Consider the following 19,220-nt stretch of genomic DNA (forward strand, 5'->3'; position numbering starts at 1 on the left):
GGTATGCGGTGGAGTGGGGGCGGGTATTCACCGGGGCGAGGTAGGCTCGCCGGTCGGGCGCCCCCACCCAGGGCGCCGGCCGTCCACCCGCCCGGCGGGCGCGGCACCCACGCACCGGCTCGGAACCGCACAACGGGGACGACGGCGAGGAAAGCAGCCAATGATCAGTGTTTTCGATCTTTTCAGCGTCGGTATCGGGCCGTCCAGCTCGCACACCGTCGGGCCGATGCGGGCCGCCCGTACGTTCGTGGCGGGCCTGAAGGCCGACGGGCAGCTCGCCGACGTGGCGCGGGTACGGGCGGAGCTGTTCGGCTCGCTCGGCGCGACCGGTCACGGGCACGGCAGTGACCGGGCGGTGCTGCTGGGGCTGGAGGGCGAGGTCCCGGAGACCGTCGACACCGACTCGGTCGGGCCGCGTGTGGAGCGGATCCGCACCCAGCGGCGGCTCGACCTGTTCGGCAGCCAGGGGATCGACTTCGACCCGGACGCGGATCTGGTGCTGCATCGCCGGCGCTCGCTGCCGTACCACCCGAACGGGATGACGTTCGCGGCGTACGACGCGGCCGGGAACGAGGTGCGGTCGCGCACGTACTACTCGGTCGGCGGCGGGTTCGTGGTGGACGAGGCGGCGGCCGGGGCGGACCGGATCAAGGCGGACACCACCCGGGTGAAGCACCCCTTCCTCACCGGCGCGGAACTGCTCACCGTCACCACCGGCACCGGGCTGTCGATCAGCGAGGTGATGCTCGCCAACGAGCTGTCCTGGCGCAGCGAGGCGGACGTACGGGCGGGGCTGCTGGAGATCTGGCGGGTGATGCGCGAGTGCGTGGAGAACGGCTGCACCCGTGACGGCGTACTCCCGGGTGGGTTGAAGGTCCGGCGGCGCGCGGCCGAGATGCGGCGCAGCCTGGAGGCGGAGACCGGCAGCCAGGATCCGCTGCGCGCGATGGACTGGGTGACGCTGTTCGCGCTGGCGGTCAACGAGGAGAACGCGGCCGGCGGGCGGGTGGTCACCGCGCCGACGAACGGCGCCGCCGGGATCATCCCGGCCGTGCTGCACTACTACACCCGGTTCGTGCCCGGCGCCTCCGAGGAGGGCGTGGTCCGGTTCCTGCTCGCGGCGGGCGCGATCGGCGTGCTGTTCAAGGAGAACGCGTCGATCTCCGGGGCCGAGGTCGGCTGTCAGGGCGAGGTCGGTTCGGCGTGTTCGATGGCGGCGGCCGGTCTGGCCGAGGCGCTCGGCGGTACGCCGGAGCAGGTGGAGAACGCCGCCGAGATCGGCATGGAGCACAACCTGGGGCTGACCTGCGACCCGGTGGGTGGCCTGGTGCAGATTCCGTGCATCGAGCGCAACGCGGTGGCGAGCATCAAGGCGATCACCGCGGCCCGGCTGGCGTTGCGCGGCGACGGGGTGCACCACGTGTCGCTGGACAAGGTCATCAAGACCATGCGGGAGACCGGCGCGGACATGAAGGTCAAGTACAAGGAGACCGCGCGGGGCGGGCTCGCCGTCAACGTGATCGAGTGCTGACCTCGTTGGGGTGATCCCGGCCCGCACCCGGCCCGGGAGCGCTACTGACAAAGCGACCATCAGGCGGTGACGTCAGGCGTCGCGGCGCTCTGGTCCGCCCGCACCTCGCTGCGCATCCTGGTCCGCCGGGATCTCGCGGTGAAGTACCAGCAGTCGGTGCTGGGCTACTTCTGGTCGCTGATCGAGCCGCTCGGCATGGGCCTGATCTACTGGTTCGTCTTCGGCGTGCTCTACTCCGGCGCGACCCGGCGGCACCTGGGCGAGGCGGCCGGGTCGTACCCGCTGTTTCTGATCACCGGGATCTTCGCCTGGATGTGGGCGAGTTCTGCGCTGACCGAGGCCGCGAACGCGCTGACCGGGCAGTCCCGGCTGATCACCACGATGAACCTGCCCCGGCCGATCTTCCCGATCGGGCGGGTCACCGGGCGCTTCGCCGAATACCTGGCCGGGCTGCCGATCCTGGTCGCCGTCGCGGCGCTCTACGCGAGCCAGGGGAAGATCCGCCCCGGCTTGAGCCTGCTCGCGCTGCCGCTCGCGGTGGCGGTGCAGTTCGTGCTGCTGGTGGGCCTGGCGCTGCTGCTGTCGGCCGGCAACGTGCTGATGCGCGACATCGAGCGCACCATGCGGCTGGTCATCCGGCTGCTGTTCTACGCGACCCCGATCATCTACCCGCTCGACCTGGTGCGGGAGTCGGGCATGCCGGGCTGGCTCAAGATCGGGTACGAGCTGAACCCGCTGGTCGGGATCTTCCAGCTCCACCACGCGGTCTGGTATCCGGACGAGTTCCCCGACGCCCGGCTGCTCACGATCACGGTGTCCGGCAGCGTGCTGGTGCTGGCGCTCGGCTGGTGGGCGTTCCACCGCCTCGAACCGGCAGTGCTGAAGGAACTCTGAATGGCGCCGATCATCGAGGCGGACGGGCTCGGCATCCGGTTCGTCCGCAACCGGCGCCGCCAACTGCGGCTGCGGGAGCTGATCGTGCACCGGGGCGCCCGCGACCCGGACGCGGGCCGGTTCTGGCCGTTGCGCGACCTGTCGTTCCGGATCGAGCCGGGCGAGACGGTGGGCGTGGTGGGGCGCAACGGCACCGGCAAGAGCACGCTGCTGCGGCTGATCGCCGGTGTGCTCATCCCGGACGAGGGTTCGATCCGGGTGCACGGCCGGGTGGCGCCGCTGCTCGAACTGTCCGCCGGGTTCTCCGGCGACCTGACCGGCCGGGAGAACCTGTACCTGGTGGGCGGGCTGCACGGGCTGTCGTCGGCGTACCTGCGGGAGCACTTCGACGAGATCGTCTCGTTCGCCGGTGAGCAGGTGGAACGCGCGATCGATACGTCGGTGCGCCACTACTCGTCGGGGATGAAGGTGCGGCTGGGCTTCGCGGTGATCGCGCACCTGCCGCATCCGGTGCTGCTTGTGGACGAGGTGACAGCGGTCGGGGACGCGGAGTTCCGCGCGAAGTGCTATGCGACCATCGAGCGACTTCTCGCGGAAGGGCGCACGCTGGTGCTGGTGTCACACAACGACAAGGACCTCACCCGGTTCTGCCGTCGGGGGCTCTACCTCGACGCCGGACGGCTGATCGTCGACGGGACGATCGACGAGGCGCTGGCCGCCTACGCCGACGCGGCGAAGCGGTGACGCTCGCGATCGTGCTCGCCGCCGAACCGGCGGCGGGCCGGCTCACCGAACGCCTGGCCGCGCAGTGGCGCCGGGCCGGGGCGGACGACGTGCGCGTCGCCGCGGACCTCACCGAGCTGGCCGACCTGGTCGCCGACGCGACCGGCCCGGTGCTGGTCAGCGGCGCGGATCTGGTGGCGCACACGGCCGTACTCAAGCATCTCGCGACCAGCCCGGTGGGGCCGACGGTGGCGCTGGTGCTCACCGATCCGCCCGCGCCCGGGCAGGCCACCGTGCGCGAGGAGCGCGGGCAGGTGGTCGAGGTCGGCGCCGCCGACCCGAGCGGCGTGTTCGGCGGCGCGCTGCGGGTGGGCGCGGCCGACCTGCCCGCGCTCGCCGACGCCGCCCGCCGCGCCGGCACCGCCGGCGGCGGGCCGCTGGGCGCGGTGGACCGGCTCGTGGCCGACCTCGCCGCGCGCGGCACGTTGATCTTCGCCCAGCGGGTACGTCTGCTCGTGGCGCACCGGGTCGGCGACGAGGCGCAGCGGGCGGCGGCCGAGGCGGCGGTGGCCGCCGTCGACGAGGACCGCGCCGAGTTGAAGCTGTCGGTGAAGGAGCGGGACGACTTCTTCACCACGTTCTTCGTCAGCACGTGGTCTCCGTACGTCACGAAGGCGGCGGCCCGGATCGGGATCGGCCCGACCGGGGTCACCATGGTCTCGGTGGCGTTCGCGGTGGCCGCGGCGGTGCTGTTCGGCGCCGGTGGACGGCCCGCGCTGGTGGCCGGTGCGATCCTGCTCTACCTGGGTTTCGTGCTGGACTGCGTGGACGGGCAGCTGGCCCGCTACACCCGGCACTTCAGCGCCTGGGGCGGCTGGCTGGACACGATGGCCGACCGGTTCAAGGAGTACGTGGTCTACGCCGGTCTCGGCTTCGGGGCCACGCACGCCGGGTTCCGGTACGGCTGGGCGCTGGCCCTGGCCGCGATGACGTTGCAGACCGTGCGGCACATGACCGACACCTGGTACGGCGCGCTGCACGACGAGGCGGCCCGGCGGCCGAAGGTGGTGAGCGCCGACGCGGGCGGTATCGGCGGGAAGCTGAACGCCGCGTCGACGCGGGTGCAGGCGGACACCGGTTCGGTGTCGTACTGGCTGAAGCGCACGGTGGTGTTCCCGATCGGTGAGCGGTGGGCGCTCATCGCGATCGCCGCTGCGCTGTTCGGACCGCTGGTGGCGCTGGTCGCGGTGCTGGTCTGGGGGACGCTGGCGTTCGCGTACACCGGGGGGTTGCGGACCTTGCGGGCGCGGTGGATGCGGGTGCCGGTGCTGACCACTGTGGACGCGGGTCTGCACCGCGACGACGGCCTGCTGGCCCGGACGCTGCCGACCGCGCGGCGGCCGCTGCTGCTGGCGGTGCTCGGTGCGCTGGGCGCGGCGGGGACGCTGGTGTGGGCGCTGCTCGCGGTGCACGGCGGCGGCGACCTGCCGGTCTGGGTGCCGGTGCTCGCGCTGGTGCTGCTGCTGGGTGCCGCCCAGGGCTCGCGGGCGCCGCACGACGGGTCGCTGGACTGGCTGGTGCCGGCCGCGTTGCGGGCCGCCGAGTACCTGTTCGCCATCGCGGTCGGGGTGGCGGGCCGGGCGCCGGCCTGGCTGATCTTCGGGTACGTCCTGGTGCTCACGCTGCTGCACTACGACCTGACCGCCCGGCTGGAGAAGCGGCAGGTGGCGCCGCCGCTGCACGCCGCCACGCTGGGCTGGCCGGCACGTTCCGTGTTGCTGGCAATCGGGCTGATCGCCGGATATGCGAGTATCGCTCTGGCTACACTCGGTGCGTACCTTCTCGTGGTTTTTGTCGCGAGCGTGGTCCTCGCCTGGGTGGTCCTGCCGGCCCGCGCCCGTGGGGGTGTGCGCTCGCCGGGCTGACGGAGGGCGGGCCGGGGTGACCTTGATCAGCTTCGTCGTGCCGGCCTTCAAGGTGCAGGGCTACCTGCGGGAATGTCTCGACTCGATCCTCGACCAGCCGTTCGGCGACATCGAGGTGATCGGGGTCGACGACGCCTCCCCGGACGACAGCGGCGAGATCCTGGCCGAGTACGCGCTGCGCGACCCCCGGGTCCGCCCGGTGCGCCTCGCCGAGAACGTCGGGCTCGGTCCGGCCCGCAACATCGGGCTGGACCGGGCCGTCGGCGAGTACGTGTGGTTCGTCGACGGTGACGACTGGCTGGTGCCCGGCTGCCTGCCGCATGTCGCGGACCGGCTCCGCGACACCGCACCGGACGTGCTGATCGTGGACCACGTCCGGGCGCACTGGAACAACATCGGCACCCGCAGCGCGATGCGCGACGTGTTCCCCGAACCGCCGGGCGCGACGACGTTCCCGCTGCGGGACCGGCCGGAGACGCTGAAGCTGCTGCACACCGCGTGGAACCGGGTGGTGCGCCGGGAGTTCCTGCTCGAACGCGGGCTGCGCTTCGAGCCGGGCTGGTACGAGGACGTCTCGTTCAGCTATCCGGCGTTGATGGCGGCCGGGCGGATCGGCGTACTCGACCGGATCTGCCTGAACTACCGGCAGCGCCGCACCGGCGCGATCACGAAGACCCGGGGGGACCGGCACTTCGAGGTCTTCGCGCAGTGGCACCGGGTGTTCGGGCTGATGGACCGCTGGAGGGTGACCGGGCTGCGGCCGGCGGTCTTCGCGCGGATGATCTGGCACTACCTCACGGTGCTCGGCAACGGCGACCGGATCGCGCCGGAGCTGCGGGCACCGTTCTTCGCCCAGATGCACGCCGACTACGTGCGGTTCCTGCCGCCCGAGGGTTATCCGGTCCCGCCCGGCGCGGAAGGGCTCAAGCACCGGCTGGTGGCGGCCGGGCGCTGGCGGACGTTCAGCGCGTTGCGCGAGGCGCACCAGGCGGGGGAGACGGCCCGGCGGACCGCCCGGCGCGCCCGGCGGCGGGTGACGCCGGTGGTGCGGCGTACCGCCCGGCGGGCCCGTGACCTGGCGCTCGGCGAGTACTACCGGGCCGAGCTGCACCGGCCGGTCGACCCGACGCTCGCCGTGTACGCGGCCTACTGGTACCGGGGCTACTCGTGCAACCCGGCGGCGATCTACGAGGCGGCCCGCCGGCTCGCGCCCCAGGTGCGCGGCGTGTGGATCGTCCGCCGGGACCGGGTGGCCGCGTTGCCGCCGGGTGTCGAGTACGTGGTGGCCGGCACCCGCGAGTACCACCGCGTCCTGGCCCGCGCCCGCTGGCTCGTCAACAACGTCAACTTCCCGGACTTCGTCCGCAAGCGGCCCGGCTCGGTGCACGTACAGACCCACCACGGCACGCCGGTGAAGGTGATGGGGCTGGACCAGCAGCGCTACCCGGTGGGCGCGGTGGGGATGAACTTCGCCGGCCTGCTGCGCCGCGTCGACCGCTGGGACTACAGCATCACCTCGAACAGCTTCTCGACGCAGATGTGGGAGCGGGCGTATCCGGCGGAGTACACCACGCTGGAGGTCGGCTACCCGCGCAACGACCGGCTGGCGCTGGCCACCGCCGAGGACCGCGGCCAGGTCCGCGCCGCGCTGGGCATCGCACCCGACGAGTACGTGGTGCTCTACGCGCCCACGCACCGGGAGCATCTGCCCGGGTGGCGGCCGCCGTTCGACCCGGACCGGATGCTCGACGTCCTCGGGCCGCGGGGCCGGCTGCTGATGCGCAGCCACTACTTCCACGACCGGGAGCGGAACCCCCGGGGACCGGCGGCGGACGGCGTGCTGGACGTGAGCGCATACGACCGGGTGGAGGACCTCTACCTGGCGGCGGACGTGCTGGTCACCGACTATTCCTCGGCGATGTTCGACTACGCGGTGCTGGACCGGCCGATAGTGGTCTACGCGCCGGACTGGGACGCCTACCGGGTGGCCCGTGGCGTCTACTTCGACCTGCTGGCCGAGCCGCCCGGCGCGGTCGCGCTGGACTTCCCCGGGCTGCTCGACGTGTTCCGTTCCGGCGCGGTCGACGACGAGGCGGCCGAGCGGGCCCGGACGGCGTTCCGGTCGCGGTTCTGCGCGCTCGACGACGGGCACGCCGCCGAGCGCGTGGTGCGCCGCGTGTTCCTCGGCGAAACGCCGTAAAAGTGGTTACTGGCTGGTCACTTAATCGTCGAGACCGGCGAATACCGCTTAATAGGACTGTCACGAGCCGAACATGGCACGTTTACCCGATGTGCGAATCAGATGATCCTGGTCACAGTCATTCCCGGGTTTGGGGCGAGGAACTGGGGAGGTGACGGTGGCGACCGTCGCGCTCAAGGATGTCACCAAGGTGTTCCCGGACGGAACAGTCGCGGTCGACACCATCAATCTGGACGTCAACGACGGCGAGTTCATGGTGCTGCTCGGCCCGTCGGGATGCGGGAAATCGACAGTTCTGCGCATGGTGGCCGGGCTGGAGGATCCGTCCTCCGGCGCCATCATGCTCGGCGGTGAGCTGGCGAACGACCTGCCGCCGCGCGACCGGAAGATCGCCATGGTCTTCCAGGACTTCGCGCTCTATCCGCACATGACGGTCGGCGACAACATCGGCTTCCCGCTGCGGCTCTCCGGCGTCGAGCCCGCCCCGCGCGGCGAGCGGATCCAGGACGTGGCGAGCGCGCTCGGCATCGGCGACGTGCTCGGGCGCAAGCCCAGCCAGCTCTCCGGCGGCCAGCGGCAGCGGGTCGCGATGGGGCGGGCGATAGTGCGCCGGCCCGGCCTGTTCCTGATGGACGAGCCACTTTCCAACCTGGACAGCGGGCTGCGCGCCGAGCTGCGGGCGGAGATCTCCGGACTCACCCGCGAGCTGGGCGTCACCACCATCTACGTGACCCACGACCAGGCCGAGGCGCTGACCATGGCCGACCGGGTCGCCATCATGCGCAAGGGCGTGCTCCAGGACGTGGGCACCCCCACCCAGGTGTACGGGCGGCCGGCCACGCTCTACGTCGCCGCGTTCCTGGGCAGCCCGCGGATGAACCTGCTGGAGGCGTCGGTCTACGTCCACCTCGACCGGTACGTCGCGCTGAACCTCGGCGAGCAGTCGCTCTACCTGCCCTGGGACGACATCCGCAGCCGGGCGGTGGCGCACTACCACGGCGAGCGGATCGTGGTCGGCATGCGCGCGGAGGCGCTCACCCCGGTCGCCCCGGACACCGCCGGTGACGTGCTGCACGGGCGCATCCGCTACCTGGAGCACCACGGCCACGAGTCGCTCGCGTTCCTCGACATCGGCGCCACCGCCATCGTCGTGGACGAGATGGGCACACCGGTCGAGCAGGCCGCACCGGGCCAGCGCGGCCTGCGCCGGTTCAACCAGGTGATGCAGCGGCTCACCGGCCGTGCGACGGAGGCTCCGGCGGCGGCCCCGGAGGCCGGCGGGGGCGGCAACCGCACGAGCGTGCTGCCCGACCCGGGCCGCCACCACCGTCGTCCGGCGGAACTGGCGGTACGGCTCGCGCCGTACCCGCAGGTGTCGCCCGGGCACCCGCTCGCCGTGCAGGTACGGATGGACGCGCTGCACTTCTTCGACGAGCGCGGCGACCGCATCGACGTCGGCTGGCGGTGACCTGCCGGTCTCATCCGCGGACGGGCGGACGGCTCATCCGCGGATGATCGGCCGCCGGTGCGGGCCCCAGGCGACGAAGCGGGCGAACATGTCGGCGGGGGCGGGCGCGTCGTCCGGGTTCAGCCGGTAGAGGTCGCGCGTCGCCTCGTAGAACAGCCCGCACAGGTAGATGGCCAGGCCGATCTGGTTGTCCTCGTACTCGGTCTTGAGCAGCAGCCGGGCCATCGGGCACGGCCACGGCCCGCCGCAGGCCCGGCAGCACCACATGGGACGCAGCGGCGTGTGCGGGGTGGCGTGCAGCGGGTACGGCCGGGGACGGTCCGGCGTGGGCCCGTCCGGCGGCTGCCCGAGCTGGTGGCTGATCACCGGCGCTCCTCGTGGCGGTCGTCTCTCGGGAGCTGCTCCGGGTGACCGCCGTTGGTTCCGCGCTGCTGCGGAGCGGACCAGCGGCCGCCGTTGGCCCGCCACTGCTGGGCCGGGGTGAGGTTGCCGACGCGGCCGGGGCCCATCGTCGGCAGTGGACGCGTCGGCTGCCGCATCCACTCCGGCAGGTTGTCGCCCCGTACCCGGTGGGGCAGTGTCGGTGCCGACGCACCCCGGCAGCGGAACCAGCGCAGTCGCACGGCGCAACTCCTCTCGGTAGCGGGAACCGGACGAATTCGGCTCCACTGCGTGACAGTCTCGTCACCGCGCCGCTAGGGTCGGAAGGCGTTCCACCCCCACCTTCCTGGCCGTCCTACCGGCCGTCTTTCCGTGTGCAGCCGTGTGCAGAGGTGTGCAGATGATCCGTGTGCCGTTGTGGGAACTGTTCGCCGGTGAGCTGCGCCGGTTACGTACCGATGCCGGGCTGACCCAGGAGGCGCTGGGCGAACGGGTGAGCTATTCGGCCTCCCTGGTGGCGGCCGTCGAGCAGTGCCGTCGCGCGCCGCGCGCCGAGTTCACCGAGCGCTGCGACGAGGTGCTGAACGGCGGCGGCCTGCTGGTGCGGATCCGGGACGCGCTGATGCAGGAGGCGCTGATGCCGTGGTTCCGCGAGTGGGTGAGCATCGAGCAGGAGGCTGCCTCACTGCGTAGCTTCGAGCCGCTGGCCGTTCCCGGCTTGTTGCAGACCGAGGAGTACGCCCGTGCCCTCTACGACGGGGCTGCGCAGTTCGTCGGCGAGGCTGTCGAGCAGCAGGTGGCCGCCCGGCTGGCCCGGCAGGCGGTGCTGGACGGCCCGACGCCGCCGCAGTTCGTGGTGGTGCTCGACCACGCGGTGCTGGCTCGCCCGGTCGGTGGGCCGAAGGTGATGCGGGAGCAGTTGGAGCACCTGATCGAGATGGGCCGGCGGCCCCGGGTCCACCTGCACGTGGTGCCGGAGACGGTCGGTGCCTATCCCGGGCTCAACGGCGCGTTCGTGCTCGCCACCCCCGCCGACGGCGACGACGTGGGCTACCTCGATAACCAGTTGCACGGCACAATCGTGGAGCGGACGGTGGATGTGAACTCACTGCGGCAGACCTGGGAGTCCGTCCGCGCGGAGGCGATGCCGCACGGGGCGACTCTGGCGGCGATCTCGGAGGCGGCAAAGCGATGGAGTTGACCGGCGCGATCTGGCGCAAGAGCACCCGCAGCAGCGGTAACGGCGGCAACTGTGTCGAGGTGGCGGACAACCTGCCCGGCGTGGTGGGGGTGCGGGACAGCAAGGACCGGCAGGGGCCGGCGCTGACGTTCACGCCGTCGAGCTGGGCGGCGTTCGTCGCGTACGCCAAACGGGCGTGAGTGCCGTACCGGATCTCGGTCCCCCGCCACGGCGCACACCCGTCGACGTGGCGCAGGTGCGTCGCCTGGTCGCCGACCAGTTCCCGCACCTGGCCGGCCTCCGGGTCGAGCCGGTCGCCAACGGCGGCTGGGACAACTGGACCTTCCACCTCGGCCCCGAGCTGCTGGTGCGTCTGCCCAGCGCTGCCGAGTACGCCCTGGCCGTCGAGAAGGAACACCTGTGGCTCCCGGCCCTCGCCGCTCGGCTGCCGCTACCCGTCCCCGCACCGCTGGCGAAGGGCGAGCCGGGTGCGGGCTACCCGTATCCGTGGTCGATCTACCGCTGGCTCGACGGCGAGACCGCAGCCGTGGACCGGATCGCCGACCCGGTGCGGTTCGCCCTCGACCTGGCCGACTTTCTCGCGGCCCTGCACGGCGTCGACGCCACCGGCGGGCCGCAGCCGGGTATCCACAACTGGTACCGGGGCGGCACTCTGCGCACGTACGACACGAAGGTCGAGCGTGCGCTCGCGGCGCTGGGCGGCCACGTCGACGGCGAGCTGGTCCGCGAGATCTGGGGGCGGGCACTCGACTCCCGCTGGGACGGGGTGGACCGCTGGTTCCACGGCGACATCGCCCCGGGGAACCTGCTGCTCGCTCACGGCCGGCTGGCGGCCGTCATCGACTTCGGGACATGCGGCGTCGGTGACCCGGCCTGCGACCTGGCGATCGCCTGGACGTTGCTGACCGCCGAGGGCCGGGAGGCGTTTCGCGAGCGGCTGTCGGTGGATGACGCGACGTGGGCGCGCGGACGTGGCTGGGCCCTCTGGAAGACCCTTTCCACCTACTCCCGCTCTTTCGACGACCCCGAGGACACGGAAGAATCCGTGGACGCGCAGCGTGTCCTCGGGGAGATGTTCTCCGAATACGCCGCCGGCGCCGTCGAGGCGGCGAACGTCAGCAGGAGCTCATCCGGTCGATCGGAACCGTCAGGCTCGCGCTCACGACCATCGTGACCACGGAGGCCGCGAGCCACGGCCAGGGACTCCGGACACGGCTCCACCTGCCGCCCCAGGCGAGGGCGATGGACAGGCCCGCCGTCAGCAGCATCACCACGCTCAACAGGAAGAGGACCAGCCTCGCCTGTTGAAAGGAGTCGACCGTGTCGTTCGGGCACGGTGCCGTGGGCGCGAGGAACGGCAGGCAACTGAGACAGCCGAGAAGGGTGAGCAGCCCCGACAACACGGTGACCACAATCGCCGCAGCCCTGGCCGCACTGGATCGCATCTCCCGGAGGGTAGGGATCGAAAGTCTCGCGGGCGACACGACCAGGCAACGGTGCCGACCTCACCCGGCGCCGGCGGCCTGCTTTCCCGGCGCGAACGGCCACTCCTCGAACGACAGGCACCGGCCGTCCTCGGCGAACCGCATGATCCAGAGATCGCGCCACTCCTGGTCGACGGGGTCGCCGTACCGGACCTGGACCCGGGCCACAGCGGTGTCGCCGTCGACGGCGACCACCTCCGCTGTCATCTCGAAGACCTCGTCGGGTCCGTCGCGCTCGCTGTCCCACATGCGGGTGATGGCGGGCAGGCCGACGACCGGATCCCGGTACGGTCCCTGCCGGTAGCTCGCGTCGGACGTGAACATCGTGCCGAGCGCCGCCGTCCCCGGTGTGCGCCACGCCTGCTCGTACGCCGCGATCCAGGCGGCCACCCGATTCCGGTCCATGGTTGCCAGCCTGCCACCCGAGCGTGCCCGGGTCTCCCAGATCGGCTGCGCGGGGTCGTCGTTGTGCACGACGACGTCGGCGTGCTCGACCGGGCGCGCCGTGGCGAAGTAGAGCCGCTGGGCGGGGAGGTAACGCTCGCGCCAGCGCCGTTCGACGTCCGCACGCGGCGACACTTCGCGCTCACGGATCACGGCACGATCCACGGTCCGGTCGAGCGCGGTCGAGACGAAGACGCGCAGCTCCCACCGGTCGACCAGCTCCGGGCGCAGGAGGAAGACGCCGTCGACGATCAGCACGGCGTCCGCCGGGGCGGTCGTGAGCGGCGGGGACAGCACCGTATCCGTGGCGTGGTCGTAGACCGTGCGCCGGAAGCGTCGGTCGCCGCCCGGGCCGAGCGGATCGAGCAGCACCCGCTTCAGCGCCCCGTGGTCGTGGGTGTCGACGTAGCAGCCCTCGGCCGAGAACTCGCCGCGTCGATAGCGCCGCGCCCGGGGGAAGAGGAAGTCGTCGACTGTCGCCCGGATGACGTACCGGCCCCGGGCGCGCAGGACGGCGGCCAGCTCGTCGGCGAGCGTGGTCTTGCCGGCGGCGGGCGGCCCGTCGACGGCGACCCGGGTCGGGTGCGCCACGGTGACGGACCCGATCGCGTCGGCCAGGAGGTCGGTCAGCTGATCACGGCGGGGATAAATGGATTGCCGCCGCGCCGGGCCGGGAGTTTGACTGCCGTCCATGCCGTCTCCCTCACCGGTCTTCGTCGCGGGCACGGGCCGTTCGGGCACGTCGCGGATCGCCGACATCATCGGCCAGCATCCGCTGATCCACCGGATCCCGATGGAGACCAAGTTCCTCGTCGAACCCGGTGGCCTGCGGGACCTGGCCGACGCGCTCACCGACCGGTACGACCCCATCGTCGGCGAGGACGCCCTGCACCGGCTGAGCGACTTCCTCACCGTACGCGTGCCCGGCCGGCGTGACGACCGTGGCAAGACAGTGCCCGAGCTGGTCGGCGAGCGGCGTTACCGGGACGCCGTACACCAGCTCTGGCCCCGGCTGATCGCGCACGCCTTCGAGGAGCCCGTGCCCGCGGAGGGCTTCGGCGACGGCGACCGCCCGGCCGGGCCGTTCGGGCCGGCCAGCCGACGGCGGGTCGTCCCGAGGTACTTCAGTGACCGGGGCGAACTGATCGCCGTCCTGCGGGGCCTGGTCGAGACCCTGTTCGGCGGGGCGGCCGCCGACGCGGGCAAACCGACCTGGTGCGAGAAGACGCCGTTCAACCTCTTCACCATGGACTTCCTGTGGGAGCTGGTCCCCGAGGCGACGATCGTGCACGTCAAGCGTCACCCGGTGGCGGTGTTCGCCTCCCACCTGGCCCAGCCGTGGGCGCCGTCCACTGTCGACGGGGTGCTCGCCTACCTCGTGCCGGTCTACCAGCGATGGCTGGCCTGGAAGGACGCGGCCGATCTGGCGGGCAGGCGATACGTCGAGGTGAAGGCGGAAGACCTCGCGGCCGACTGGCCCGGGCAGCGGCGGGCCCTGTTCGAGCGGCTCGGCGTCGAGGACGCCGTCACCGCGTCGACGTTCCAGGCGGACAAGCTGGCGCACCGCGACGACCAGTTCGACGCCGGCACCCGCGCGTACGTCGAGCGGGAACTGGGCGAGATCATCCCCGCGATGGGATACGACATGACGCAGACCGCGAAGGGCGCAACGAGATAGCCGAGCGCTGATGATGCCGCAGACGTGCCGGTCTTCGCACCGTAGATCTTGGTAGGAAAAGGCCCCTCTGAGGGCACTTTCGTACCAAGATCTACTCCGGTTCAGTATCCGGAGCGTAAATTTTGATATTTGGGAGGGTGGCACGGCTGTGGCGGGCGGACGTGATCGTCTCGTGTCCCAATGTCTCTTATTAAGAGACAAGTCATGGAGATTGCGGCCCGATGTCACTTTGCTGGAGACGTCGGGTCGTCGCCGCACGGTCTTGCCGAGAAAGTTACTGGCGAGTAGCGTTCGGGCATGAGCATCGACTCTCGCCAGGTGGCGGCCGGTCTTCTCGACGCCGTGCCGTTCGCCCGCACGCTCGGAATCGAGTTCGTCGAGGTGGCGCCCGAGGCCGAGGGCGGGGTCCGGGCCGTGGTCCGGCTACCCGACGACCCGGCGCACCACAACCACGTGGGCGGCCCGCACGCCGGGGCCATGTTCACGCTGGGGGAGACCGCCTCCGGCGCGGTTGTGCTGGCCGCGTTCGGGCAGGTGCTCGACCGGGCCGTACCCCTGGCCGTGACCGCGACCATCCGCTACCTCAAGGTGGCGGTGGGGCCGGTGCTGGCGACCGCCCGGCTCGGGCGTCTGCCCGCCGACGTGCTGGCCGAGCTGGACGCGGGGACGCGGCCCGAGTTCCCCGTCGAGGTGGAGATCGGCACCGAGGACGGTACCGTCACCTCGGCTCTCACCGTGATCTGGACGCTCCGCCCGAACCGCTGAGCCCGGAACGGGGTTTGCCCGACGCGGGGTCTGGTTAGATTCAAGCGATGCTGGGCCTCCCCGCGCACGTGCGCGCTTGTCTCTTCGATCTGGACGGTGTGCTGACGCAGACCGCCAAGGTGCACAACGCCGCCTGGGCGGAGACGTTCGACGCGTACCTGCGGCGACGGTCGGCCGAAACCGGCGAGCCGTTCCACCCGTTCGACCCCGGACCGGACTACAACCGGTACGTGGACGGCAGACCGCGCGCCGACGGGGTGCGCACATTCCTGGCCTCGCGCGGCATCACGCTGCCCGAGGGATCGCCGGACGACCCGCCCGAGGCGGACACCGTCAACGGCCTCGGCAACCGCAAGAACGTCGTCCTGCTCCAGCAGATCGAGCAGCGCGGCGTCGAGGTGTACGAGGGTTCGGTGCGCTACCTGGAGGCAGCCGCCACGGCCGGGCTGCGCCGCGCGGTCGTCTCGGCCAGCGCCAACTGCGCCGCCGTGGTGCACGCCGCCGGGCTGGACCGCTGGCTGGAGGCGCGGGTGGACGGCGTGGTCGCCCGCGCGAGCGGGCTGCGCGGCAAACCGCACCCCGACACGTTCCTGGAAGGCGCCCGGCTGCTCGGCGTCGAACCGGCGCAGGCCGCCGTCTTCGAGGACGCCCTCGCAGGGGTGGCCGCCGGGCGGGCCGGCGGATTCGGGTACGTGATCGGCGTCGACCGGGTCGGCCAGGCCGACGAGCTGCTGGCGCAGGGCGCCGACGTGGTGGTCACCGACCTCGCCGACCTTCTCGCCCCGGAGCCGGCCGCGTGATCCGGGAACGGGCGTACCCGGTCGAGCCCTGGCACGTCCGGGAGATGCAGCTCGACATGGACGTGCTGGCCCAGTCCGAGTCGGTGTTCGCGCTGTCGAACGGCCACATCGGGCTGCGGGGCAACCTCGACGAGGGCGAGCCGCACGGGCTGCCCGGCACCTACCTGAACTCCTTCTACGAGCTGCGCCCGCTGCCATACGCGGAGGCGGGCTTCGGTTTCCCCGAGTCCGGGCAGACCATCGTCAACGTCACCAACGGCAAGCTGATCCGGCTGCTCGTGGACGACGAGCCGCTCGACGTGCGCTACGGCGAACTGCTCGCCCACGAGCGGGTCCTCGACATGCGCGCCGGCACGCTCCACCGGGACCTGCACTGGCGCTCGCCGGCCGGCCGCGAGGTCAAGGTCCGTACCACCCGGCTGGTGTCGTTCACCCAGCGCTCGGTGGCCGCCATCCACTACGAGGTGGAGCCGGTCGACGGGCCGCTGCGCCTGATCCTCCAGTCCGAGCTGGTCGCCAACGAGTCGCTGCCGCCGCAGAGCCGCGACCCCCGGGTGGCCGCCGTCCTGGAGTCGCCGTTGCAGGCCGAGGAGGAACTGACCACCGACGACGGCGGCCAGCTCATCCACCGGACCAAGGTCAGCGGCCTACGGGTCGCCGCCGCGATGGGCCACGACGTCGACGGGCCCGAACGCACCACGATCGAGAGCGAGGGGTACGAGGACTGGGTCCGCACCACCATCGGCTGCGTGCTCCAGCCCGGCCAGAAGCTGCGGGTGGTCAAGTACCTGACGTACGGCTGGTCCAGCCGCCGGTCCCTCCCGGCGCTGCGCGACCAGGTCGGCGCGGCGCTCGCCGCGGCCCGGCTCGACGGCTGGGACGGCCTGCGCCGGGCCCAGCGCGAATACCTGGACGCGTTCTGGGACGCCGCCGACGTGCGCGTCGAAGGCGACCCCGAGGTGCAGCAGGCCGTCCGCTTCGGCCTCTTCCACGTCCTCCAGGCCGGCGCCCGCGCGGAACGGCGGCCGATCTCGGCCAAGGGCCTCACCGGCCCCGGGTACGACGGCCACGCGTTCTGGGACACCGAGATGTTCGTGCTGCCGGTGCTCACGTACACGCAGCCGGGAGCGGTCCGGGACGCGTTGCAGTGGCGGTACGACACGCTGGCCCAGGCGCAGGAACGCGCCCGCACGCTGAACCTCGAAGGCGCTGCCTTCCCGTGGCGCACCATCGAAGGGCCGGAGTCGTCGGCGTACTGGCCGGCCGGCACCGCCGCGTTCCACATCGCCGCCGACGTCGCCGACGCGCTGCGCCGCTACGTGCTGGTCACCGGCGACGAGGCGCTGGAACGGGAGATCGGGCTGGAACTGCTGGTCGAGACCGCCCGGCTGTGGCGCTCGCTCGGCCACCACGACCGCGCCGGACGGTTCCACATCGACGGCGTGACCGGCCCGGACGAGTACACGGCGGTGAAGAACGACAACGTCTACACCAACCTGATGGCCCAGCGGAACCTGCGTACCGCAGCGGACTGCGCGATGCGCTACCGGGACCAGGCGCTCGACCTCGGCGTCACCGAGGAGGAGGCCGCCGCCTGGCGGGACGCCGCGAACGACATGCACGTCCCGTACGACGCGGAGACCGAGGTGCACGAGCAGGTGGAGGGCTTCACCCGCTTCCAGGAGTGGGACTTCGAGCACACGCCGCCGGAGAAGTACCCGCTGCTGCTGCACTACCCGTACTTCGACCTCTACCGAAAGCAGGTCGTCAAGCAGGCCGACCTGGTGCTGGCCATGCACTGGCGCGGCGACGCGTTCAGCGCCGCCGAGAAGCTGCGCAACTTCGTCTACTACGAGCGGCGCACCGTACGCGACTCGTCGCTGAGCGCCTGCACCCAGGCGGTGCTGGCGGCCGAGGTCGGCCACCTCGAACTGGCCCACCGCTACCTGCGCGAGGCCGCGCTGATGGACCTGCACGACCTCAACGAGAACACCCGCGACGGCGTGCACATGGCGTCCCTGGCCGGTGCCTGGATCGCGCTCGTCGCCGGGTTCGGCGGGCTGCGGGACCACGACGGGACGCTCTCCTTCGCGCCCCGGCTCCCCAGCCGCCTCAGCCGCCTGGAGTTCTCGCTCCAGTGGCGAGGGATGCGCCTGCGGGTCGACGTCCGGCCGCACCAGACGACGTACTCGCTGCGCAACGGCGGCCCGGACACCGTCGTGGAGCTGCGGCATCACGGCGAGCCGCTGCGGGTCACCTCCGCGCAGCCGGTCACCGTGGCGGTGCCACCGGCACACCCCAGCGGGCCGCAACCGGAACAGCCGCAGGGCCGCGCGCCGCTGATGCACCTGCCGGAACGCATGGACTGAGCGGCCCCGCCACGAAGGGCGGGACCGCTCGGTACGCGTACCTCAGAACTGGCGGCCGTTGGACGGACGCCCGCCGGCGTCACGCGGCGCCGTGGCCCGCGGATCGTCGGCGGTACGCGCCGTGGCGGCGCGGTCGGCCCAGTCCGGCGAGTCCTTCAGCTCCTGCTTGCGGCGTTCCTGGTCGGTGAGTTCCTGTTCCCTGGACCTGTCCTGTTTCGCCATGACGATCCTCGCGATCGGTCGGGGTCCGTGGTCACCCCGCGCGTTCCCGCCCGGCGGCGGCTCAACCGTCCCGGCCAGGGCTCAGCCGTCCACGTGCTGCGCGAAGCTGCGGCGCAGGTGGTCCTTCGGGCGGGAGCCGACGATCGAGCCGACCACCTCGCCGCCCCGGAACACCAGCATGGTCGGCGCGGACATGATCCGGTGGGCGCGTGCGGTGGCCGGGTTCTCGTCGGTGTTGAGGGTGACGAAGCGCAGCGCGTCGCCGAACTCCTCGGCCAGCTCGGCGAGGTGCTTCGACACCACCCGGCACGGCGGGCACCACTCGGCCCAGAAGTCCACCACCACCGGCCGGTCGGCGGCCAGCACCGTGGCCGCGAACGTGTCGTCGGTGACCGGGTTCAGCCGGCCGGTCCCCGTGTCCTGAGGCATGTTTCCTCCCGTTGGGCGATCGCGTGGGCGAGCTGGTCGTGCAGCCGGCGGCGGACGTCGCCGAGCCGGTCGAGGTAGTCGTCCACCTCGGCGAGCTTGCGCCGCAGCACCGCCACCGAATCGGGGCAGACGTCACCGGAGTCGTTTCCGGCGCGCAGGCAGGCGACGAACGGGCGGATGTCGTCCAAGCCGAAGCCGATCGCCAGCAGCGACCGGATCTCGCGGACGACGCGCAGTTCCGCCTCGTCGTAGACCCGGTATCCGTTGGCGGACCGGTTCGGCCGGACCAGCCCGTGGGCCTCGTAGTAGCGCAGGGTGCGGGTGCTCGTACCGGCCCGCTGCGCCAGCTCCCCGATCCGCATCCGCCGCCCCCCGTCCCTCACTGCCAGGCTGACGCTAAACCTTGCCGCCGACGTCAACGCAACCCCACACGCGCGCTTTCCCTCCGGGCTGTCCCCGTCGATCATGAAGGTTGGCGGCGTTGTGGATCTCGAAATCCGCCGCCAACTTCATGATCAACCCTGTCCGGGGCGGTGTGCGGGGTTGGGGCGCCGCCCTTGTGGATCTTGGTACGGAATCGCCCCTCCAGGGGCCGTTTCGTACCAAGATCCGCCCCGAGGTCTTCCCCGGTCGGATTGATCATGAAGTTGGCGGGGTGGGGGAGCGCTTTCTGGGCCGTCAACTTCATGATCGTCGGGGTGAGGGG

General features: G+C 71.8%; 21 protein-coding genes and 1 pseudogene. 13 read left to right on the forward strand and 9 right to left on the reverse strand.

The genetic code is table 11. The features are described from left to right. The first annotated feature begins 160 nt into the window (after positions 1-160). The 6 genes from EAD96_RS23405 (at position 161) to EAD96_RS23430 (ending at position 8,741) form a co-directional block, all read left to right on the forward strand. Positions 161-1,531: an L-serine ammonia-lyase gene (locus EAD96_RS23405; RefSeq protein WP_121685786.1), complete on the forward strand. Its 1,371-nt coding sequence runs from the start codon at positions 161-163 to the stop codon at positions 1,529-1,531. Positions 1,532-1,597: 66 nt separating this feature from the next. Continuing rightward, positions 1,598-2,425, forward strand: a complete 828-nt coding sequence (locus EAD96_RS23410; protein WP_121685787.1) for an ABC transporter permease — start codon at positions 1,598-1,600, stop codon at positions 2,423-2,425. After that, on the forward strand, positions 2,426-3,169 hold the full coding sequence (locus tag EAD96_RS23415) for an ABC transporter ATP-binding protein (RefSeq protein WP_030503547.1): 744 nt from the start codon (positions 2,426-2,428) through the stop codon (positions 3,167-3,169). Next, complete coding sequence (locus EAD96_RS23420) at positions 3,166-5,073, forward strand: DUF5941 domain-containing protein (protein ID WP_121685788.1); 1,908 nt, start codon at positions 3,166-3,168, stop codon at positions 5,071-5,073. Before EAD96_RS23415 ends, EAD96_RS23420 begins: the two co-directional genes overlap by 4 nt. A gap of 16 nt (positions 5,074-5,089) precedes the next feature. Continuing rightward, positions 5,090-7,273: a bifunctional glycosyltransferase family 2 protein/CDP-glycerol:glycerophosphate glycerophosphotransferase gene (locus EAD96_RS23425; RefSeq protein WP_121685789.1), complete on the forward strand. Its 2,184-nt coding sequence runs from the start codon at positions 5,090-5,092 to the stop codon at positions 7,271-7,273. 157 nt (positions 7,274-7,430) lie between these two features. After that, complete coding sequence (locus EAD96_RS23430; protein WP_120574019.1) at positions 7,431-8,741, forward strand: ABC transporter ATP-binding protein; 1,311 nt, start codon at positions 7,431-7,433, stop codon at positions 8,739-8,741. A gap of 33 nt (positions 8,742-8,774) precedes the next feature. On the opposite strand, the gene EAD96_RS23435 is transcribed toward EAD96_RS23430, so the two are convergent. Then, positions 8,775-9,107, reverse strand: coding sequence for a hypothetical protein (locus EAD96_RS23435; protein WP_121685790.1), 333 nt, complete (start codon positions 9,105-9,107; stop codon positions 8,775-8,777). Next, positions 9,104-9,364 (reverse strand): hypothetical protein, encoded by a 261-nt coding sequence (locus EAD96_RS23440; RefSeq protein ID WP_121685791.1) that lies wholly within the window; start codon positions 9,362-9,364, stop codon positions 9,104-9,106. The genes EAD96_RS23435 and EAD96_RS23440 overlap by 4 nt, the downstream gene beginning before the upstream one ends. A 158-nt stretch (positions 9,365-9,522) precedes the next feature. Between EAD96_RS23440 and EAD96_RS23445 the strand changes: the two genes are divergently transcribed. Genes EAD96_RS23445 through EAD96_RS23455 form a run of 3 tightly spaced genes read left to right on the forward strand, consistent with a single transcriptional unit; the run spans position 9,523 to position 11,497 of the window. Beyond that, positions 9,523-10,323, forward strand: coding sequence for a helix-turn-helix transcriptional regulator (locus tag EAD96_RS23445; RefSeq protein ID WP_121685792.1), 801 nt, complete (start codon positions 9,523-9,525; stop codon positions 10,321-10,323). Beyond that, positions 10,314-10,502 (forward strand): DUF397 domain-containing protein, encoded by a 189-nt coding sequence (locus tag EAD96_RS23450; RefSeq protein WP_121685793.1) that lies wholly within the window; start codon positions 10,314-10,316, stop codon positions 10,500-10,502. The genes EAD96_RS23445 and EAD96_RS23450 overlap by 10 nt, the downstream gene beginning before the upstream one ends. 47 nt (positions 10,503-10,549) lie before the next feature. Next, positions 10,550-11,497, forward strand: coding sequence for an aminoglycoside phosphotransferase family protein (locus tag EAD96_RS23455; RefSeq protein WP_233586137.1), 948 nt, complete (start codon positions 10,550-10,552; stop codon positions 11,495-11,497). Here the strand turns inward: EAD96_RS23455 and EAD96_RS23460 are convergent. The 3 genes and pseudogenes from EAD96_RS23460 to EAD96_RS31650 all read right to left on the reverse strand — a co-directional run. Further along, positions 11,439-11,768, reverse strand: a complete 330-nt coding sequence (locus EAD96_RS23460) for a hypothetical protein (RefSeq protein ID WP_147457918.1) — start codon at positions 11,766-11,768, stop codon at positions 11,439-11,441. The genes EAD96_RS23455 and EAD96_RS23460 overlap by 59 nt on opposite strands. 60 nt (positions 11,769-11,828) lie before the next feature. Further along, the gene (locus EAD96_RS31645; RefSeq protein ID WP_255499002.1) at positions 11,829-12,212 is read right to left on the reverse strand and encodes a nuclear transport factor 2 family protein; all 384 of its coding nucleotides are present in this window, start codon (positions 12,210-12,212) and stop codon (positions 11,829-11,831) included. A 21-nt stretch (positions 12,213-12,233) separates the two neighbouring features. Next, a pseudogene (locus EAD96_RS31650) lies at positions 12,234-12,944 on the reverse strand (hypothetical protein); the annotation flags it as partial. On the opposite strand from EAD96_RS31650, the gene EAD96_RS23470 reads away from it, so the two are divergent. The 4 genes from EAD96_RS23470 to EAD96_RS23485 all read left to right on the forward strand — a co-directional run bounded on the left by EAD96_RS23470 (position 12,943) and on the right by EAD96_RS23485 (position 17,863). Then, the gene (locus EAD96_RS23470; protein ID WP_233586138.1) at positions 12,943-13,929 is read left to right on the forward strand and encodes a sulfotransferase; all 987 of its coding nucleotides are present in this window, start codon (positions 12,943-12,945) and stop codon (positions 13,927-13,929) included. The pseudogene EAD96_RS31650 and the gene EAD96_RS23470 overlap by 2 nt on opposite strands. A 297-nt stretch (positions 13,930-14,226) precedes the next feature. Next, positions 14,227-14,694 (forward strand): DUF4442 domain-containing protein, encoded by a 468-nt coding sequence (locus EAD96_RS23475; RefSeq protein ID WP_120571977.1) that lies wholly within the window; start codon positions 14,227-14,229, stop codon positions 14,692-14,694. Between the two features lie 47 nt (positions 14,695-14,741). Beyond that, entirely contained in the window at positions 14,742-15,494 is a 753-nt protein-coding gene (locus tag EAD96_RS23480) for an HAD family phosphatase (protein ID WP_120571976.1), read from the forward strand. Continuing rightward, the gene (locus EAD96_RS23485) at positions 15,491-17,863 is read left to right on the forward strand and encodes a glycoside hydrolase family 65 protein (RefSeq protein WP_120571975.1); all 2,373 of its coding nucleotides are present in this window, start codon (positions 15,491-15,493) and stop codon (positions 17,861-17,863) included. Before EAD96_RS23480 ends, EAD96_RS23485 begins: the two co-directional genes overlap by 4 nt. A 42-nt stretch (positions 17,864-17,905) precedes the next feature. Here the strand turns inward: EAD96_RS23485 and EAD96_RS23490 are convergent, their stop codons facing one another. The 4 genes from EAD96_RS23490 to EAD96_RS31655 all read right to left on the reverse strand — a co-directional run. After that, positions 17,906-18,085 carry a hypothetical protein gene (locus EAD96_RS23490; RefSeq protein ID WP_120571974.1) on the reverse strand — a complete coding sequence of 60 codons (180 nt, stop codon included), beginning with the start codon at positions 18,083-18,085 and terminating at the stop codon, positions 17,906-17,908. A gap of 81 nt (positions 18,086-18,166) precedes the next feature. Then, positions 18,167-18,514 (reverse strand): thioredoxin, encoded by a 348-nt coding sequence (trxA, locus tag EAD96_RS23495; protein WP_013283751.1) that lies wholly within the window; start codon positions 18,512-18,514, stop codon positions 18,167-18,169. Further along, positions 18,484-18,876 carry a MerR family transcriptional regulator gene (locus EAD96_RS23500; RefSeq protein ID WP_013283752.1) on the reverse strand — a complete coding sequence of 131 codons (393 nt, stop codon included), beginning with the start codon at positions 18,874-18,876 and terminating at the stop codon, positions 18,484-18,486. The genes trxA and EAD96_RS23500 overlap by 31 nt, the downstream gene beginning before the upstream one ends. Positions 18,877-18,977: 101 nt before the next feature. Beyond that, a partial coding sequence (locus EAD96_RS31655) for a hypothetical protein (RefSeq protein ID WP_233586139.1) occupies positions 18,978-19,220 on the reverse strand: 243 nt, incomplete at its 5' end.

This window comes from Micromonospora sp. BL1 (assembly GCF_003667485.1).
GTDB lineage: Bacteria > Actinomycetota > Actinomycetes > Mycobacteriales > Micromonosporaceae > Micromonospora > Micromonospora tulbaghiae.

Coding starts and splice junctions, on each gene's coding strand:
- EAD96_RS23445 (WP_121685792.1), top strand. CDS start 9,523: ATGATCCGTGTGCCGTTGTGGGAACTGTTCGCCGGTGAGCTGCGCCGG.
- EAD96_RS23490 (WP_120571974.1), bottom strand. CDS start 18,085: ATGGCGAAACAGGACAGGTCCAGGGAACAGGAACTCACCGACCAGGAA.
- EAD96_RS23500 (WP_013283752.1), bottom strand. CDS start 18,876: ATGCGGATCGGGGAGCTGGCGCAGCGGGCCGGTACGAGCACCCGCACC.
- EAD96_RS23475 (WP_120571977.1), top strand. CDS start 14,227: ATGAGCATCGACTCTCGCCAGGTGGCGGCCGGTCTTCTCGACGCCGTG.
- EAD96_RS23450 (WP_121685793.1), top strand. CDS start 10,314: ATGGAGTTGACCGGCGCGATCTGGCGCAAGAGCACCCGCAGCAGCGGT.
- EAD96_RS23415 (WP_030503547.1), top strand. CDS start 2,426: ATGGCGCCGATCATCGAGGCGGACGGGCTCGGCATCCGGTTCGTCCGC.
- EAD96_RS23470 (WP_233586138.1), top strand. CDS start 12,943: ATGCCGTCTCCCTCACCGGTCTTCGTCGCGGGCACGGGCCGTTCGGGC.
- trxA (WP_013283751.1), bottom strand. CDS start 18,514: ATGCCTCAGGACACGGGGACCGGCCGGCTGAACCCGGTCACCGACGAC.
- EAD96_RS31645 (WP_255499002.1), bottom strand. CDS start 12,212: ATGGACCGGAATCGGGTGGCCGCCTGGATCGCGGCGTACGAGCAGGCG.
- EAD96_RS23480 (WP_120571976.1), top strand. CDS start 14,742: ATGCTGGGCCTCCCCGCGCACGTGCGCGCTTGTCTCTTCGATCTGGAC.
- EAD96_RS23460 (WP_147457918.1), bottom strand. CDS start 11,768: ATGCGATCCAGTGCGGCCAGGGCTGCGGCGATTGTGGTCACCGTGTTG.
- EAD96_RS23405 (WP_121685786.1), top strand. CDS start 161: ATGATCAGTGTTTTCGATCTTTTCAGCGTCGGTATCGGGCCGTCCAGC.